Genomic DNA, 17,094 nt, shown 5'->3' on the forward strand with positions numbered 1-17,094 from the left:
GCCTAGTCCTGCACAACTTCTGATATTTCCGGACAGGTTTCCTTAAGATACCGCTCGATTCCCATTTTCAAAGTCATTGTTGCCATAGGGCATGAACCGCAGGCTCCTGTAAGCTTCAAGTGAACTTTGTTTTCATCATCAATCTGAATAAATTCCATATCGCCTCCGTCTGCATTAAGCTGCGGGCGAAACGCATCAAGTGTTTCCTTCACTTTTTCAACAAGAGCTTCGTCTGCCATTTTCAACCTCTGAAAATATGATTTTGCTAAAGGGAATCCCGAAAAATCGTCACAAGCGAATCTCCGAGAACGTCCTAAAGATACAAAATTTAAAAGAAATATTCAATGACACCCAGAAATAAGGCTTTTGAAAAAATTCCGCTGAATACAAAATTCATTACGCCATACATTCAAGCTTGCTGTTGATTTCAAAAATCTTCATGTGAAGATAATGATCCGCGGCGATTTTTTCCATGACACCAAGCGGAATTCCCTCCGAGTCCACAATCGGAATTGAATCAGTGTCCATGTCGCTGAATTTCTTATAAACATCAGGGAGAAAATCCTCCGGGCGGCATGTGCAGACGGGCTTGTCCATTATGTCGACCGCAAGAAGCGTATCTGCAAATTCGCCTATGACAAGCGTTTCCTTAAGATGCTCAAGCGTTATTATCCCCGCAAGTTTTCCTGTTTCAGAGGAGGAAACCGCAAACGACTGGTTATGGTGCGTTTCAAATTTTGTGAGGATGCTGCATATTTTTTCAGTGTCTTTTACAACTGCAAAGCTTTCACGGCTGCACAGCTTTTCGCTTCCCCATGAAACTTCATCCACGCGCGAGGACTTTAAAATATCTTCTTCGGTTACGGCAAGACCCACTTCACCGGCTTTTGTAACTCCATGCTTTACGCACACAGGCCCGACAAGCTGGACTATGAAAGTTGTGGCTGTAATTATAAGCACAATCGAAGGGCCTATGGAATTTTCAAAGTCACTGCTGGCCGCAATGCTCAGACCGATTGCAACACCGGCCTGGCTTAAAAGACACCACGGCAGAAAATCATGCACTGTCTTGGGAGCCTTCGTTATTCTGGCGCCAAGCCTGGCTCCAAAAGTTTTTCCTATTGTTCTTCCGGCAACATAGATAACCGCAAGAATTCCAAGAACGGGGGTAACAACCCAGATATTAAGCTTTGCGCCCACAAGCACAAAAAACAGAACATAAATCGGCGGCGTGAATTTTTCCACAAGAGTGAATATCGGGCGGGTTTTTACAGGCGCGAAATTCACCATAAAAAAGCCCAGCGACATTGCGGCAAGAATATTGTCCAGCCCAAGAATCACACAGACCCCGGTGGAAAGAAAAATGCCGCCAAGCCCGAACGAAAGCACACGGCCTTCGTCCTTCATTAAATTTCTTACGGAAAAAGCTACAACTGCGCCAAAGACACCGCCTATAAGCACAGAGCCGAATATATCCTTTGCAATACACAGCATCTGCGCGCCAAAAGACTGCCCCTGTCCACCGAGCAGCGGAGAAACCACAGTCGATGCAACCGCATACAAAATCAGGGCAACAGCATCGTCCATCGCGACAATTCCAAGAGTTGTAGTGGTAAGAGGACCGCGCGTTCTGTATTCCTTGAGCACATCGGTTGTTGCGGCCGGAGCTGTGGCAGCGCAAATCGCACCCAGAACCAGCCCGAACGAAACCGCAGTCTTAAAGTCCTTCATAAAAGTATATGCGACAAAAGAAACAAGAAAAAAAACCACAAAAAACGGAGTTATTGATTCGCCTATCAAAATGCCGACAAACTGCCTGCCGTATTTTTTTATGCTGTCTATCTTCAGCTCCGCACCAATTAAAAAGCCGATAAGAGAAAGAGCCACCGTATTCACAGGGCTGAGGGCAATTATTGTTTCAAGACGAAGAATCTGAAAGCCGGAAGAACCTATCAGAATTCCCATGACGATATAGCCGACCACCTGCGGAATTTTCAGCTTCTGGAAAATGCGTCCTCCGAGCGCGCCGAAAAACATAATGATTCCAAGCAGAAGCACAAACTGCGTTCCCTGCAGCCGTGAAAAATGAAATACCTGCGGAAGAACCTGGGCAAGCGGGTCAGACATAATATTATCTCCGTCTTAAAGCTATCTAAATTACAGACATTCTAGTTTTATTTCATGATTTCTTCAACAACCTCTGCTATGCTCAAATCGTAGTAAAGATATCCGTACATTGCCGCCGCGGAAACAACCTTCCTGCCATATTCCCTTGTTTCTGAAAAAGGAATCGCCTCCAGAAATAAATCGCTCGGAAGGGAAGAAGTGCCAAATTCAAGAGCTGCGCTTTTTACCCATGAGCGGACTCTTGAAATTCCGCCGTTATAAGAAAAAACCGCAAGCATGGAAGAACCGTCAAGCCGCCGCCGTAGCTCCTCAAGATAAAAAGACCCGAACCTTATGCTGGTAGCCGCATCCGTCAAATCATACTGCGCCACCTTGAGCTTGCGCGCAACATCCGCGGCTGTTCCGTCCATAAGCTGCGTAAGCCCCTTTGCGCCTGCGCTGCTTTTTGCCTCAGGATAAAAAAAACTTTCGCTTCTTATAAGGGCATACAAAAGATACTCAGGCTGGGAAAAATCCCTGCACGACTTTTCAACATCTTCACGGAAATACCGCGGAAATGCAAGCTCCAGAAGGCTTGTGCTAAAATCCCTGTCCCGGGAAAAAAGCCGGCGGGATGCGATGCGAATGCTCTGCTGTTCTTTTCCGCACCGGCTCAGGAAATCCGCGATTTTTTCCGCGCAGTCCATTCCGATTTTATCCTGAAGCCTCTGATATTCTGAATACAAATTTTCCTTCAGCCCGAATTCCGCATAGCCAAGCAAAAGCCTTTCAGCCTCTGGATCTGGAGCAAAAGAATTTTTGTTTCCCGCTGAAAAAACAGCCGCCGCTTCGCCAGAACTGTCCAGCCCAAGACTTTTTACAGCAAGAAAACGGTAGTAAATATCGCTTCCGCCGTGCAATGCCCGCTCGAACATTTTTCTTTCTTCCGCCGAAGAATCAGAAAGCTTTATGAATTTTTCCTGTATGAGCCGCGCTGAAATATACGAAAACTTGGCGCAGATTTCAGGGCTTGCTTTTCCGTAAATCAAATCCGCGGTTTTAAAAAAATCATCCCAGGCATGCAGGGAAAGCAGGCGCACTGAAAGCGTTTCAAAAAAATCATCGAAGTACGAAGGATTTTTCCAGGAATCTCTGTAATTCCCGATGGCATCTATTGTCCGGGGAATTGAAATTTTCATCTGGCAGTTAAGGTAATACCAAAGCGCATTGTCAAACTGACCGTCAGCAGAAGCTTCCTGCATCGCAGATTCAAACCGGGAAAGCGCGCGTATTCTGTATCTGTCGGCCTTATCATAAAGCCTCCCAGAATAAAAATCAGCATAAAAGCGACATTCAGCCGGCAGAGAATTCCTCAGGGAATCAAGATATGCCGCATCTGAAAAAAAATCAGGCGAGCTGTACAGAAAAGCCTTTCCCGTGTCGCTCATCACCTGCGGCAAAAAAAAGTCCCTGTTTTTTAAAACAGCCTTTGCCACAGAATATGCGGCGGCATAGTTTTTATTGAAGACATCCGCTCTCAGCTGAAGAACATGGGCCTTGTCTGTTTCAGCGGGCGAAAATGTCTCGCAGAAAAGCCTGTAATGAAAATTCTGAAAACTCCGGGAAGTGCACCACTCAAAAAATTCAGAGTCAAACCTGGAATCATTTTTTTTATGCATGGAAAAAAGCCTGTAGTACACGCTTTCATTCGGAGAAGTTTTTACATCGATTTTATCTGTTAGCCGGACAATGCGCGCATATTCTCCGCCGCGGAAAAGTTCACGCAGAGCCGCAAGAAGACTCTCGTCATCGGGAAACTTCTGGTAGAGGGCGCAGCTTCTGGCTATTCGCTCCTGGACATTTCCAATTCCGCACAAGGCTTCCATTGCACGCCGGGAAACCAGCGGAGAAGCTTTTTTTTCCGCCTGCTGCAAAAGAAATTCTGCCCGGCGCTCATTTTTGCTTTCAAGGGAAAGAAGCCCCATAAAGTACGCAGAGTCATGCCCGTATTTTTTCTGAAGGGAATTTCCTTGTGCGCAGCTGAATCCCGCAAGCCCGGCAAGAGCCACAAGAAAGCCAGCAAACGCAAAGCGGCGCAGAAAATTTCCCCTTCCCTTTTCCGAAGAAAAAAAACAGGAAGCGGAATTTTCAGCGCAAATAGAAAGATCATTTTTTTTCATCAATAATATAAAAAACCAGGATGCAAAAAATTACTCAGAAGGAATAAGAATCCACTTTCCTGAAATAATCCGGTCAGGATTCCGTATGCCGTTGTAGTCCGCAATACGCTTATATTTCCACGGAGTTTTATAGTAAGCTGTTGAAATATCCCAGAGTGTATCGCCCCAAACAATCTTGTAGCGGATATCTTTCACCGGCTCGGGAGAAGGAGCTGGCGGCTCGGGAATAACAGCGGCAGGAGTTTCCGCCACAACAATTTCGTCCTCTTTTGCAGGAAGCGGCTCCGGGAAAATTTCCACAGGCGGCTCCTGTGACACAGGCTCTTCATCAACCGGGAATTCCTGCTCCTGAAGCTCATTTTCAGCGTGCTGGCTTGCCAGAATATTCAGCCTGGACGGAATCACAAAAAGCACAAGCAATGCCGCAATGACACAGATAATAGCGCAGACTACGCAGATTATAACAGGCGCCTTGGTTTTTCTTTTTATTTCATCTTCCTCGCTGTACGAAGACAAAGTGCCGTCCATTGTTTCCTTGTCATAAAGGTTGCTGAACATGCTTGTGTTCGGCTGAAACGTAGGGTCCTTGGGCTGCTCATCAATTTCAGGGGTAGAATCCTCAGGGAAAGAAAAATCCTCATCGGAAGAAAGGCTTTCTGTTTCCGTGCTGTCAAAATCAGGAATTTCAAAATCAGTGTCATCAAAGGAGGGCGTTTCATTTTCTTCCACAGAAAGCGAGGCGGTGTCAAAATTCAAATCGTCCGTATCAGCCACTGATTCCGTTTCATCAAAATCAGGAAGCCCCGTTATTTCATCTGGCTGAGTGTCAGAAATTTCCGGCTGAATTTCCGCGTCCGTTTCCGGCATCTGCTCCGGCACATCGGTTTCGAAGGCTGAAAAATCATCTGAAGCCTGCTCGGTGTTTTCTTCGGCGGCAAACTCCGGAAGCTTCAGGCTGTCCTCTCCGAAAATTTCCTTGTCAGCATCCGGCTCTTCCTCCTGAGTTTTTTCTGCGGAAGGGCTGTTCAAATCATCAAAATGAAAATCGTCGTCCGCAGATTTTTTTGCCTGGGCCGAAACAAAATCCTCCAGGCCTGCATTGGCAAGATCTTCATCTGAAATAGTAACGGGAATATCAGAGTCAGCTTCGTCCAGATGCGTCCGGGAAGCAAGCTTGACCTGAATTTCACTTTTTTTGCCTGTTTCAAGGTCGCGAATTTCAGCGGAAAGCTCATTGTTTTCATCCACATCGATTGCAAGGCAAAGTGTCGGCTCGCCATTCTGATGAGGATTCAGGTTTTCAATTTCAAGTGTATCAACGTACTCTGCGCCTTCGAGTGATCCGGTTTCTGTTCTATATACATCCACCTGCACTTTTGTCTGGTTGTCCATGACCGTTGTCAAGTCAATCGTTTTCTTTTCAGGATTGCCTTCCTCCAAAAGCGGATAGAAAGTTCCGTCTGCAAGCTTTATTCCAATAGACTTCATAATTCGCCCTCTACGTAAAAAAATTCCCTTTCTTGAATTTCGGAAGAAATCAGGCGGATGTTTAGAAAAACACTGAGCGAGCCGGATTTCAAAAGCCAAAGTTTTTTCAGCCTCCATGTTTTTCTCATTGTAAAATTCGGCAAATCATGTTACTGTAAAAAGATACAAAAGGGAACACGCGGGCGAACTGCAAATTCCCCGGGGAAGCTGTGAGCTTTCCTAGTTTTCGGAGTTACAATGTCAAAAAAAATGGTCATGGGCAACGAAGCCATTGCGCTGGGTGCATTGTGCGCTGGAGTCAATGTGATTTCAGGCTATCCCGGAACGCCTTCGTCAGAGATAATAGAATTCGCCGCCAGACACGCAAAGCAGACGGGCGCATACATAGAATGGTCGGTAAATGAAAAGGCAGCTCTTGAAGTTGCCGCCGGAGCTTCTTTTGCAGGAGCGCGCACGCTGGTTACAATGAAGCAGGTTGGCCTGAATGTGGCAGGAGATCCCGCGATGTGTCTGTCCTATGTTGGCGTAAAGGGCGGAATGGTGATTGTAAGCGCAGACGACCCCGGCCCGATCAGCTCGCAGACAGAGCAGGATTCCCGGATGTACGGTTCGTTTTCAAAAATTCCCGTGCTTGACCCTAGCACCCCGGAAGAAGCTTTTGAGATGATTCAGGCGGCTTTTGAGCTTTCCGAAAAATACACCACTCCGGTTCTTCTCCGCCCGACAACAAGAGTTGACCACGGATATGCCAGCATGGAATTCCCGGAGCTTCCGAAGGCAAGAAAAATCGAGGGCTTTCAAAAAGACACCGCCAGATGGGTTATTTTTCCGCGCACATCGTTTATGAACCACCGCCGGATTTTTGAGCGCAACGAATTCATTCTTCCAAAGGAATTTTCAAAGAGCACATTCAACCGCATAGAAAATAAAATTCAGGGCGCAAAAAAAGGAATTGCGGCAGGCGGCGTGAGCTGGTGCTATGTAAAGGAAGCTCTGAAAATTCTCGGGGCAGAAAATATTCCCCTGCTGAAAATCGGTACGCCTTATCCGTTCCCTGCTGACATTGCGCAGGAATTTTTGGAAGCCGCAGAGGAAATTCTTGTCATTGAAGAGCTTGACCCTGTTATTGAAAGCGAGCTTGAGAAACTCTGCGGAAAAAAACATCTTCCAAACAAAATCACCGGAAAATTCGCAAAAAAAGTTCCAGAGGCAGGAGAATTTTCCGTGGAAATCACAAAAAAATGCATTGCGGAATTTCTGGATCTTGAGCTGGAGGAAGACACAGTTTCGCCTCCCCAGCTTCCGGTGCGCCCTCCTGTTTTATGCGCCGGCTGTCCTCACCGCGCAAGCTTCTATGCAGTAAAGCAGGCAACAAAAAAACTTAAGACCGTCTACTGCGGAGACATCGGCTGCTACACGCTCGGAAACGCCAAGCCGCTTGATATGTGCGACACCTGTCTTTGCATGGGAGCGGACATAACCATGGCGCAGGGTTTTTTCCACGCGGAAAACGACAGGCACTGCTTTTCGTTTATCGGGGATTCCACTTTCTTTGCCTCAGGAATTCCGGGAGTTGTCAATGCGGTTTATAATCAGGCAAAGCAGACTATCTGTATTCTGGACAACTCTACAACAGCAATGACAGGACACCAGCCGCACCCCGGCACAGGCATTACCATGATGGGAGAAATCTGCGGAAAAATCAGCATAGAAAAAATTCTTTCCGCCATAGGAGTTGAGCCTGTAATCACGGTAAATCCGTTCGACCTGAAGCAAAGCATAGAGGCAATAAAAAAATGCGACGAACACGAAGGAGTCAGCGCAGTGATTTTCAAGTCGCCGTGCATTGCCCTTCTGCACAAGGAAGAATTCAAGGAATTCAGAAAGCCAGCTCTCTGCGTTGAAAACACCAAATGCATAGGATGCAGAAAATGTCTGAATGAAATCGGATGTCCTGCGCTCGCCTTTAAAGACGGAAAGGCTGCAATCGACTCTTCGCTTTGCACGGGCTGCTCGCTGTGCTCCCAGATATGTCCGGTGGCGGCAATTCAACAGGGCGCCTGATTCCAAAAACAACAGGGTAAAAAAATGAGTATAAATATTTTGATATGCGGAATAGGAGGACAGGGAACTGTTCTTGCGGCAAAGCTTCTTGACCAGGCCGCGCTTCTTGGAGGGCTTACCGTACATTCGGCGGAAACAATCGGAATGGCGCAGCGCGGAGGCTCGGTTGTAAGCCATGTGAGAATCGGGGAAGACTGCTGGTCGCCGCTGATTCCATTCGGACAGGCAGACATGATTATCGCCTTTGAAATGACAGAGGCCGCAAGAAATATCCGCTACCTGAAAAAAAACGGCACGATGATAGTAAACAGCCATATTGCGACAGGAGCAGAAAATTCAGGCGGCTTAGACATTCTGGAATTTCTTGAAAAAAACTGCGCCTCGCTTCACATAGTGGACTCAAAGAAAATATGCGCGGAGCTGGGCACTCCTAAGGTTGCAAACACAGTGCTTTTGGGAGCGGCACTTTCGCACGGAATAGAAGGAATAAACATGCAGAGCGCAATCGAAGCTGTAAGAACTACAGTAAAGCCTGCGCTGGCAGAAATAAACATAAAGGCCCTGGAAAAAGGCTTTGGAGGAAAATCATGAAACTAAACGAACAGCAGCTGGCTCAGGTGGACAGGCAGATAAAACGGCTTGTGGCAGGCGAAAGCTATTACGGAAAAATTCTAAGAGAGCACAACATCAGCGGAGTATCAAGCCAGGAGGAATTCGAAGCCCTGCCTTTTTCCAGCAAGGATGACTTGCGCAATGCATATCCCCTTGGAATTCAGGCCGTTCCTGACGAAGAAATTGTAAGGATACACTCATCCTCAGGAACAACAGGAAAGCCCGTCATCATTCCCTACACTGCAAAGGATGTTGACGACTGGGCGATTATGTTTGCCCGCTGCTATGAAACCGCAGGAATCACAAAGAGCGACAGAATTCAAATTACACCGGGCTACGGACTATGGACAGCCGGAATAGGATTTCAGGCAGGCTGCGAAAAGCTCGGGGCAATGGCAATTCCAATGGGGCCAGGAAACACAGAAAAGCAGCTTCAGATGATGCAGGACTTGAAGTCAACAGTCATCACGGCTACTTCATCCTATGCGCTTCTTCTCGCCGAAGAAATCAACAGGCGCGGACTGAAAGACAAAATACATCTCAAAAAAGGCATCTTTGGATCAGAGCGGTGGTCGCAGAAAATGCGCGCATACATCAAGGAAGAGCTTGGAATAGAACTTTATGATATTTACGGGCTTACTGAAATTTACGGCCCCGGAATCGGAATCAGCTGCGGAAAGGAAGGCGGAATTCATTACTGGGACGACTACATTTATATAGAAATAATCGACCCCAAAACAGGAAAAAATGTGCCGGACGGAGAAGAGGGCGAAATCGTAATCACAACACTCGTAAAGGAAGGCGCTCCGCTTTTACGCTTCCGGACGCATGACATTTCAAGAATCATACCTGAGCCGTGCAGCTGCAAAAGCCGCTACCCGAGAATCGACATGATAAAAGGCAGAAGCGACGATATGTTCAAGGTTCACGGCGTGAATATGTTCCCGAGCCAGGTTGAAGAGCTGCTCCAAAATGTAGACGGCGTTTCAAGCGAATATTCCATAGCCATTGCGCATGATGACGGAGCAAACAAGGATGTCATGATTCTGACTGCGGAAGCGGAAGGACGGGTCAGCTTTGAAGACACCGCAAAAAAAATCGGCGAGCTGTTCAAGTCAAAAATCGGTGTAACACCAAAAATCACAATAGTGCCGGTTGGAACTCTTCCACGAAGCGAAAAGAAAACGAAGCGTGTGACAGACTACCGTGACAACTGAGCCAAATTTGCAACAAGTTGAATAAACTGCTAAAATGAGGGGCACTCTGAAAAGCGAAAATTTTCAGAGGTTCCCAAAAAAATTATTCTGGAGAAATTATGAGCGACAAAAAAGATTTATGTCCGTGCGGCTCAGGAAAAACATACGCTGACTGCTGCGAAAAAATCATCAAGGGAATTGAAAAGGCAAAAACAGCGGAACAGCTTATGAGGGCGCGCTACACTTCCTATGTCAAGCACGAAATTGACTTTATTATCAACAGCTGCGAGAAAAACGAAAAAATAGCGGAAATTGACCGCAAGGCAACAGAAGACTGGAGCAACAAAAGCACCTGGCACGGTCTAAAAATTTTGCGCACCGAAAAGGGAACTGAAAGCGACACAGAAGGCATAGTGGAATTTGAGGCGGAATACACATCCAACGGAATGCATGATATCCACCATGAAATCGGCGGCTTCAAAAAAATCAACGACGAATGGTTCTACAGCGAAGGACTTTTGCGCCCCACAACTGTAGTCCGCGAGGGAAGAAAAATCGGACGCAACGAGCCATGCCCCTGCGGAAGCGGAAAAAAATATAAAAACTGCTGCGGAAAAAACTAAGGCTTTCTGAGTTATGAGGCTGTAAAATTCATACAGCCCCGTTCCCTAAAGCCGCATAAAAACAGGATTCTATGTCAAAAGCTATATATACAGGCTTCCATGCCGTGGAAGAAAAAATCCGGCTGTACTCAGATTCAAAGCCAAAGGAAATCAGTCTTCAGGTTTACTACTCAAAGCCAGGGCCAAGAGTAAAAAAAATACTTTCACTTGCAAAGGAAGCCGGGTTTGAGACATTTTCCGTGGATGAAAAAAAACTTGACTCAATGACAGCTCAGCTTCCTGAATCCGCCCGAAGCCACCGTGGAATTGTCCTTTTGGTTGAAGGCGAAACAGAAAGCTCAGACTGCCATGTCCAGCTGGAGCAGTGGATTTCAGAATGTCCAGGCCGCGCTGTTGTAATTGTCCTTGACAGCATCACAGATCCGCACAATGTGGGGGCAATCATCCGCTCATGCGATCAGTTCGGGGCAAGCCTCATGGTGATTCCAGACCACAGAAGCGCGGATATTGGCTCCAACGAAACAATCGCGCGAACCAGCGCAGGGGCGGTTTCCTGGGTCAAAGTTGCAAAAGTTCCGAATCTTGTCAGAGCCGTGCAGATTTTAAAGGCATCGGGCTTCTGGATTTACGGAGCAGACGCCGGCGGTGAAAGCATTTCAAAAATCCGTTTCCCGGAAAAAACATGCATCATCATGGGCAGCGAAGGAAGCGGAATCGCAAGGCTCCTGGGAGAACAGTGCGACTCCATTGTTTCTATTCCAACGTGCGGAAAAATAGACAGCCTCAATGTTTCAGTTGCCGCAGGTGTGCTGCTCTATGAAGTGCACAGGCAAAGCATAGAATCCCTGTAGCCTAAGCCAGCATCACAAGCCCTCTGCCTCTCATAAAGCGGAGGATTTTCATTGCGCCGGGGTTTTCCCTCAGAAAATTTTCCATGCGCTCGCTGCTGAATTCCAAGGGTGAAAGCATAGAAAGCGCCTGGCAGAATTCAGACTTCTCCCGGGAAGAAAAATCCGTCTGAACAGAATAGTCCTCCTGCATGTAATTCCACATCAAAGTGCCGTCCGAAAACACAGTTTTTCCTGCAAGCCAGAATAATTTTTTTATATCAAGCGGAAGATTCCATTCCTGGTTTCTCCGGCGCTCGTAACGCTCAATCGATTTTTCAATCAGATTCCGGGGAATGTCAGGATGGGGAACTTTAAAATCAAACCATTTTTCCACCGGAACTTCTATTTTTTCTCCGCGCATCCAGCACTGGACAGCCGAATTCAATCCCTGCCCGAATTTGGCAGACTTTTCCTCTCCCTCAAAATGAAGACCGTTCTGCGCAAACATTCCGGAATTTTCCAGGGCAGAAGGTTTCAGGCTGCGGTGTTCTCCGTTTTTCCATTCGCTGTAAATTCTTGAATGTCTTGTCAAAACAAACTTGTGCCAGAAGCAGGAATCCAAAAGCCCGGCGGAAAAAAACTGCCGCAGAGTTTCCATTGAATTCAGAGTGTCCTGATCATTTTCCCCAAAGTAACCGTAAATCATGTAGGCATGAACCAGAACGCCGGCTTCCTTAAAAGCACAGCACGCGCTCACAATCGAATCAAGATCAGTTCCCTTGCTTATGCTGTCAAGCCCTGAGCCGGTCGCAATTTCTATTCCGGCTGAAACACCGATAAGTCCGCCGTAAGAAAGAAATTCCGCCATATCGCGCGAGTAGAGCTTTTCAAAACGCACATTTCCCCAGTAGGAAAATCCCGCGGAAGATTTTATGTTCAGCCTTGAAAATTCCACCATTGCAGAAGGCGGCATCGCTTCATCCACAAAATGAATTCCACGGACACCTGTTTTTTCAGATTGAATTTTAAGACCGCTGAAAAGCCTGGCTGTCTGAACCGGACGGAAAGCTGCCACATAGTCAAGGGACACATCGCAAAATGCGCACTTGTGCCAGTAGCATCCGTGCGCAAGATAAGCCTTCATCCATGCGCCGTCCGACCACAAACGCTGCATTGGATTGCTGTCATCGGAAACTCTCGGGTAGGCTGAAAAGTCCGTTTCTGAATAATCGGGAACAGTCAGGGCGGTCTGCTCGTTTTCAAATTTCTCATAAAGCTCGGAAGACAGAAGCGGCTCGATTACTTTTGAGCCTGTAAAAATTCTCATCTTATAAATTTTGTCTTCCCCTGAAAAATCTCCGCCGGAAAATCTGTCAAAAAAATTCTTGTACGAGCCGTAGCCCCTGTCATAGCTTATTGCATCCGCATACCTGGAAAAATCAGGATTTCTGAATTCCCTGAGCTCCGTGTTCACAAAGCCGCCGCCAAGACAGATAAAAACTTTTCCGCCGTATTTTTTTTTGAGAAATCTGGCTGTAAAAAGCGCCGGCACAAAAGTTCCGCCAAAAGGAACTGAAATGCAAACGAGCGTTTTGCTGTTTTTTTCAATGCCGGTTTCTGAAATCGAATTTTCCAGGACATCAAGATAAAAATGCTCAAGAACAGGAGAATCAAGCCCGGCTTCAATCTGCGCAAAAGAAGCCCCCTCGGCCGAAATGCTTTCCGCATAGCGAACAAGCGAAAAATTGCTATCGAACACAACCGAAATATAATCCGCCAAATCCTCGAGCGCAAGGCTTGCAAGATTTCTGGCATGGTCGGCTGTCAGGAATTCACCGAGATTGTCGATGTAATTTTCCATGCGGTTTCCGCGCGGCGCATAGGGGCTTAAAACAAAACGGTGGCAAAGCTCACGAGTGCTGGGATTCTGCTTTCCGCACAGAAGCGAAACTATAAAATCTATCCACTCAATCCACAGTCCGCTTTGAAAAATATATCGCCTGAGATTTCTTGCAGTTTCAAAGTCGCCTTTTTTTTCCGAAGAAGCGGCAAGCTCCAGAGCTTTTTTTTCAGAAAGCGAAAAAAGTTTTTGCAGCCCCTTCCTTGAAAAAATTGAATGTACTAGCTGAATGCTCAAATCAAGCCAGAGCGCATTATGGCCATTGCCGGAAAAAAACGACTTCAGATAAGCCCCGGAAGGATAAGGAGAATTGAGCTGAACCAACGGAGGCTGAATTATAACTACATCCATTCCCTGCATTTTAATTGCATAAAAAGGCTGTGTCAAATCAACATTCGCACGAGCCGGAAGTGCACGGGCAACTTGAAAAATTTTTAAAAAAATTTCTTAAAAATTATTTATTCAACGGGTGAAATTTGCTAGTATCAGCTACCGTTGGAAAAAACTTCTGCCTTGAGGAAATTCCGAAAAGCGAAGAATTTTCTTCATTCCGTTTTATGGGAGTTTGCAATGTTTAATCGTAAAGATTATGTTAGTGACAAGGACTGGGCGCGTTTTCTGGAGTTTTCAAAGGATCTTGAAACTCCGAATGTTGTCATCAATCTGAATACGGTAAAAAGAAGTTTTATAAGCCTGAAAAATTCTTTTCCGTATGCAAGAATTTATTATGCCATAAAGGCAAATCCCGGCGAGCCTGTGCTGAAAATGCTTTCCGAGATGGGTTCGTGCTTTGACATTGCCTCCCGGTATGAGCTTGACCTGATTTCAAAGTTCAATGTTGCGCCGGAGCGTCTTTCTTACGGAAACACGATAAAAAAAGCGGCGGACATAAAATATTTTTTTGAAAAAGGCGTGCGTATGTTCGCCACGGACAGCAAGGACGACTTGAAGAATATTGCAGAATTTGCTCCGGGAAGCCGGATTTACGTCCGCATTCTTGTGGAAAATTCTGCTACGGCGGACTGGCCTCTTTCCAGAAAATTCGGATGTCACCCGGATATGGCGTATGACCTGCTTGTGATGGCGCGTGATCTGGGGCTTACACCTTACGGAATAAGTTTTCACGTGGGAAGCCAGCAGCGCGACATCGGTCAGTGGAATGATGCGATTGCAAAGGCGAAGTATCTTTTTAATTCCCTTGAGGAAGAAGAAAACATCCGTCTTTCTATGATAAATATGGGCGGCGGTTTTCCTGCATCGTACATTGACCCGACGAACGAGCTTAGCGTTTATGCCTCCGAAATTACGCGCTATCTTCACGACGATTTTGGAGACGACATTCCAGAGATTATTCTTGAGCCGGGGCGCTCTCTTGTGGGAAACAGCGGAATTCTTACGAGCGAGGTAATCCTTACTTCACGAAAGAACAATACTGCCCTTGCGCGGTGGGTTTATCTTGACGCGGGAAAATTCAACGGACTTATAGAAACTCTTGACGAGTCAATAAAATATCCTGTTGTCACAAGCAAGGATGCGCCCGGCGAAAAAGAGGGCGAAGTGATTATTGCCGGACCTACCTGCGACAGTATGGACATTATGTATGAAAATGCAAAGTACAAGCTGCCTGTTTCGCTTAAAGCCGGCGACAAGGTGTACTGGCTTTCTACCGGCGCGTACACTTCCACGTATGCATCTGTCGCGTTCAACGGTTTTCCGCCGATAAAAACGTATTTTATGTAAAAGTACGGGGAAATCCAAAATACAACGTGCCGAGGCATTAAACCCTCCGCGCGAATAAAAGCCATTACGAAAGCAACCGGAGATTTTATGAAATATCTAATCTGTTCTGACATTCACGGTTCGGAAAGTGCCGCGAGGAAAATCCTGTCGTTTTTTCAGTCGATGGAATGTGACAGGTTAATCAATTTGGGCGACACGCTTTATCACGGTCCAAGAAATCCGCTTCCGGAGGGGCATAATCCAAAAGGCGCAGCAGATGCGCTGAACGGTATTGCAGGGAAGATTTTTTCGTGCAGGGGAAACTGCGATGCGGAAGTTGACCAGATGGTGCTTGATTTTCCTACGACAGGCGATTATGTGCAGATTGTTGACGGCGGAATTACGCTTTTCTGTACGCACGGGCACGTATATGCGCCTTTTGTAGGCGGAACGGCGGTTGTGCCGGGAGCAGCGAAGCCTTTGGTGGAGGCGCCGGCAGTGATTTTCTACGGTCATACGCACGTAAGCACGCTTGAAAAGACGGGAGATGGAATTATCGTGTGTAATCCGGGGTCTGCCGCACTGCCTAAAGGCGGAACGGAAGCAGGATTTGCCGTATATGAAAACGGCGAAGTAACGCTTTTTTCTATGGGCGGTAAAAAAATCGAGAGCCTTCACTTTTAAAAATCTGCTTCAAGGCTGACCGTGCCGGGTAAAAAAGCAGGGGTTGGGAGCGGTGTGTTTTTCAATCACCCGTCTTTTTTCCCACTTTTTCGCTTGGTTGAGAAATGATTGTGAAAAACGTAACCGCCGTTCCAATGGTAAAAGCCATAATAACTTTGTTCATTAAACCGTGCATCTGTTTATCCTCCGTTAGATATTGATTTATGTATTATTGTATAACTCCGGTTGTAAATACCGGGGTTATACCAAACAGGAGAATTTTTTGATTTTTTTTAAGTTTTGCAGGGATTTATATTTTATTATGCAACAAAAATGCTTTCTATTTCTGCTATGTACATAATATGCCAGTCGTTGTCGGCATAAAAAGTTTGTGGGAGATTTTTTCCTTCTTTTGTAAAACAGTCTGCCTGCATTTGCTGGGCATAAAGTTTTTTACAGTTAATGACAAGGCGGCTTTCTTTGAAAAACGGCACTCCGTTTTTATGTTCAACGGTAAATCCGCATTTTGCAATTTTATCTTCATCACGACCGCTCACTTTACCGCAATATGCAAGTTCTTTCCGGTAAGTTTCTGGTAAAACACACAAAGAAAAACGATCTTCGCCGTCAACAAATTCTTTTGTATAGCGTGAATTGCGAATATAAACGGTAACGACATTTTTATTCCAGATAACGCCTGTACCGCCCCAACTTGCCGTCATAGTATTAACTTTATCATCTTTTTGTGCGGTTATTAAAAGCCAGTCTTTTCCAATAAGTTTAAAAGGGTTTTCGTTGAATTCTTCGATTGTAATTTCTTTCATTTGTCTGCATCTGTCATAGTTTTTTGTAAATTATATCATTTATTTTTTATTTTTCAATCGCAACTTGAAGTTGCATTTTTGGCAGAGAAAGCAGGTATAAATTGTTAGTGTTTATCATACTTCTATGATATAGTTAAACACACTATAAAACATTGCGTAAAACAGCAATAAATTAAAGGGAGAAGATATGGATTTTGGTAAAAACCTTCAATATTTAAGACGTTTAAGCAAAAATCTTACACAGGAAGATCTGGCGGAAAAACTGAATGTGAGCCGGCAGACTGTTTCTAAATGGGAAACCGGCGAAGCATTGCCCGAAATGGACAAGGCTCTGGAACTGTGCAAAATTTTCAACTGTTCTCTGGATAATCTTTTTAGGGATGTAATGCCTGTTTCTGATAAAATGTATTCAAATTTACGGCTAGAAAAAGTCAAGGCTTTTCGTTACATAATGCATACTGTTTTAAGTTCTTGCCCGGAAGATGATGCACTGAACAGGATTTTTACTTATGCAAAAAAGTTTGGAATTGAAAACCCAAAAGTAATCGGCTGGGATTTTCCTTTTCTTTCGCAGGAACAGAAAAATGTTTATCATATGCATGGTTACACAGCGGCGTTGATTTTGCCTGATGAAATTAAAATAGAGTGCAAGGAACTTCCAATATATCAGCAGGAAGAACATAACTATGCCGCAATTCACATTGAACATCCGTTCGACAATCCTTTTTCTACAATTCCCGGAGCGTACAGGACTTTGAATGATTTTATGAAAGTTAACGGCTGGGAACACGAAGATAAAAATATTATTCCATGCTTTGAAACTGCCGGCGAAACAATGGATGTGTATATTGCTTGTAAATAGAGCTGCCCGCTTGCGAGCTTACAGCGT

14 protein-coding genes are annotated in these 17,094 nt (G+C 45.6%); 8 read left to right on the forward strand and 6 right to left on the reverse strand.

Translation table 11 applies throughout. From position 1 onward, the window contains the following. Nucleotides 1-2: 2 nt before the first annotated feature. From ACI4L0_RS06725 to ACI4L0_RS06740, 4 genes are all read right to left on the reverse strand, one after another. Nucleotides 3-239, reverse strand: a complete 237-nt coding sequence (locus tag ACI4L0_RS06725) for a NifU family protein (protein ID WP_439799404.1) — start codon at nucleotides 237-239, stop codon at nucleotides 3-5. A 157-nt stretch (nucleotides 240-396) separates the two neighbouring features. Further along, nucleotides 397-2,127: a cation:proton antiporter domain-containing protein gene (locus tag ACI4L0_RS06730; RefSeq protein ID WP_439799405.1), complete on the reverse strand. Its 1,731-nt coding sequence runs from the start codon at nucleotides 2,125-2,127 to the stop codon at nucleotides 397-399. 47 nt (nucleotides 2,128-2,174) lie between these two features. Then, nucleotides 2,175-4,286, reverse strand: a complete 2,112-nt coding sequence (locus ACI4L0_RS06735; RefSeq protein ID WP_439799406.1) for a flagellar assembly lytic transglycosylase — start codon at nucleotides 4,284-4,286, stop codon at nucleotides 2,175-2,177. 30 nt (nucleotides 4,287-4,316) lie between these two features. Then, on the reverse strand, nucleotides 4,317-5,774 hold the full coding sequence (locus tag ACI4L0_RS06740) for an Hsp70 family protein (protein WP_439799407.1): 1,458 nt from the start codon (nucleotides 5,772-5,774) through the stop codon (nucleotides 4,317-4,319). Nucleotides 5,775-6,011: 237 nt separating this feature from the next. Between ACI4L0_RS06740 and iorA the strand changes: the two genes are divergently transcribed. From iorA to rlmB, 5 genes are all read left to right on the forward strand, one after another. Further along, the gene (gene iorA, locus ACI4L0_RS06745; protein ID WP_439799408.1) at nucleotides 6,012-7,838 is read left to right on the forward strand and encodes an indolepyruvate ferredoxin oxidoreductase subunit alpha; all 1,827 of its coding nucleotides are present in this window, start codon (nucleotides 6,012-6,014) and stop codon (nucleotides 7,836-7,838) included. 24 nt (nucleotides 7,839-7,862) lie between these two features. Beyond that, complete coding sequence (locus ACI4L0_RS06750) at nucleotides 7,863-8,429, forward strand: indolepyruvate oxidoreductase subunit beta (RefSeq protein ID WP_439799409.1); 567 nt, start codon at nucleotides 7,863-7,865, stop codon at nucleotides 8,427-8,429. After that, entirely contained in the window at nucleotides 8,426-9,667 is a 1,242-nt protein-coding gene (locus ACI4L0_RS06755; protein WP_439799410.1) for a phenylacetate--CoA ligase family protein, read from the forward strand. Before ACI4L0_RS06750 ends, ACI4L0_RS06755 begins: the two co-directional genes overlap by 4 nt. Before the next feature lie 98 nt (nucleotides 9,668-9,765). Continuing rightward, nucleotides 9,766-10,269 carry a YchJ family protein gene (locus tag ACI4L0_RS06760; protein WP_439799411.1) on the forward strand — a complete coding sequence of 168 codons (504 nt, stop codon included), beginning with the start codon at nucleotides 9,766-9,768 and terminating at the stop codon, nucleotides 10,267-10,269. Between the two features lie 71 nt (nucleotides 10,270-10,340). Continuing rightward, nucleotides 10,341-11,120, forward strand: coding sequence for a 23S rRNA (guanosine(2251)-2'-O)-methyltransferase RlmB (gene rlmB / locus ACI4L0_RS06765; RefSeq protein WP_439799412.1), 780 nt, complete (start codon nucleotides 10,341-10,343; stop codon nucleotides 11,118-11,120). Nucleotide 11,121: 1 nt separating this feature from the next. On the opposite strand, the gene ACI4L0_RS06770 is transcribed toward rlmB, so the two are convergent. Beyond that, nucleotides 11,122-13,350 carry a radical SAM protein gene (locus ACI4L0_RS06770; RefSeq protein ID WP_439799413.1) on the reverse strand — a complete coding sequence of 743 codons (2,229 nt, stop codon included), beginning with the start codon at nucleotides 13,348-13,350 and terminating at the stop codon, nucleotides 11,122-11,124. Between the two features lie 219 nt (nucleotides 13,351-13,569). Here ACI4L0_RS06770 and ACI4L0_RS06775 point away from each other — a divergent pair, with 219 nt between their 5' ends. Further along, nucleotides 13,570-14,739 carry a type III PLP-dependent enzyme gene (locus tag ACI4L0_RS06775; protein WP_439799414.1) on the forward strand — a complete coding sequence of 390 codons (1,170 nt, stop codon included), beginning with the start codon at nucleotides 13,570-13,572 and terminating at the stop codon, nucleotides 14,737-14,739. A gap of 87 nt (nucleotides 14,740-14,826) precedes the next feature. Beyond that, nucleotides 14,827-15,402: a phosphodiesterase gene (yfcE, locus tag ACI4L0_RS06780; RefSeq protein WP_439799415.1), complete on the forward strand. Its 576-nt coding sequence runs from the start codon at nucleotides 14,827-14,829 to the stop codon at nucleotides 15,400-15,402. A 299-nt stretch (nucleotides 15,403-15,701) separates the two neighbouring features. Here yfcE and ACI4L0_RS06785 read toward each other — a convergent pair whose 3' ends face one another. Further along, nucleotides 15,702-16,205, reverse strand: a complete 504-nt coding sequence (locus tag ACI4L0_RS06785) for a flavin reductase family protein (RefSeq protein WP_439799416.1) — start codon at nucleotides 16,203-16,205, stop codon at nucleotides 15,702-15,704. Nucleotides 16,206-16,392: 187 nt separating this feature from the next. On the opposite strand from ACI4L0_RS06785, the gene ACI4L0_RS06790 reads away from it, so the two are divergent. After that, nucleotides 16,393-17,067 carry a helix-turn-helix transcriptional regulator gene (locus tag ACI4L0_RS06790; protein WP_439799417.1) on the forward strand — a complete coding sequence of 225 codons (675 nt, stop codon included), beginning with the start codon at nucleotides 16,393-16,395 and terminating at the stop codon, nucleotides 17,065-17,067. Nucleotides 17,068-17,094 lie beyond the last annotated feature (27 nt).

It is taken from the genome of Treponema sp. (genome assembly GCF_051883275.1).
In the GTDB taxonomy this organism is placed as follows: Bacteria; Spirochaetota; Spirochaetia; order Treponematales; family Treponemataceae; genus Treponema_D.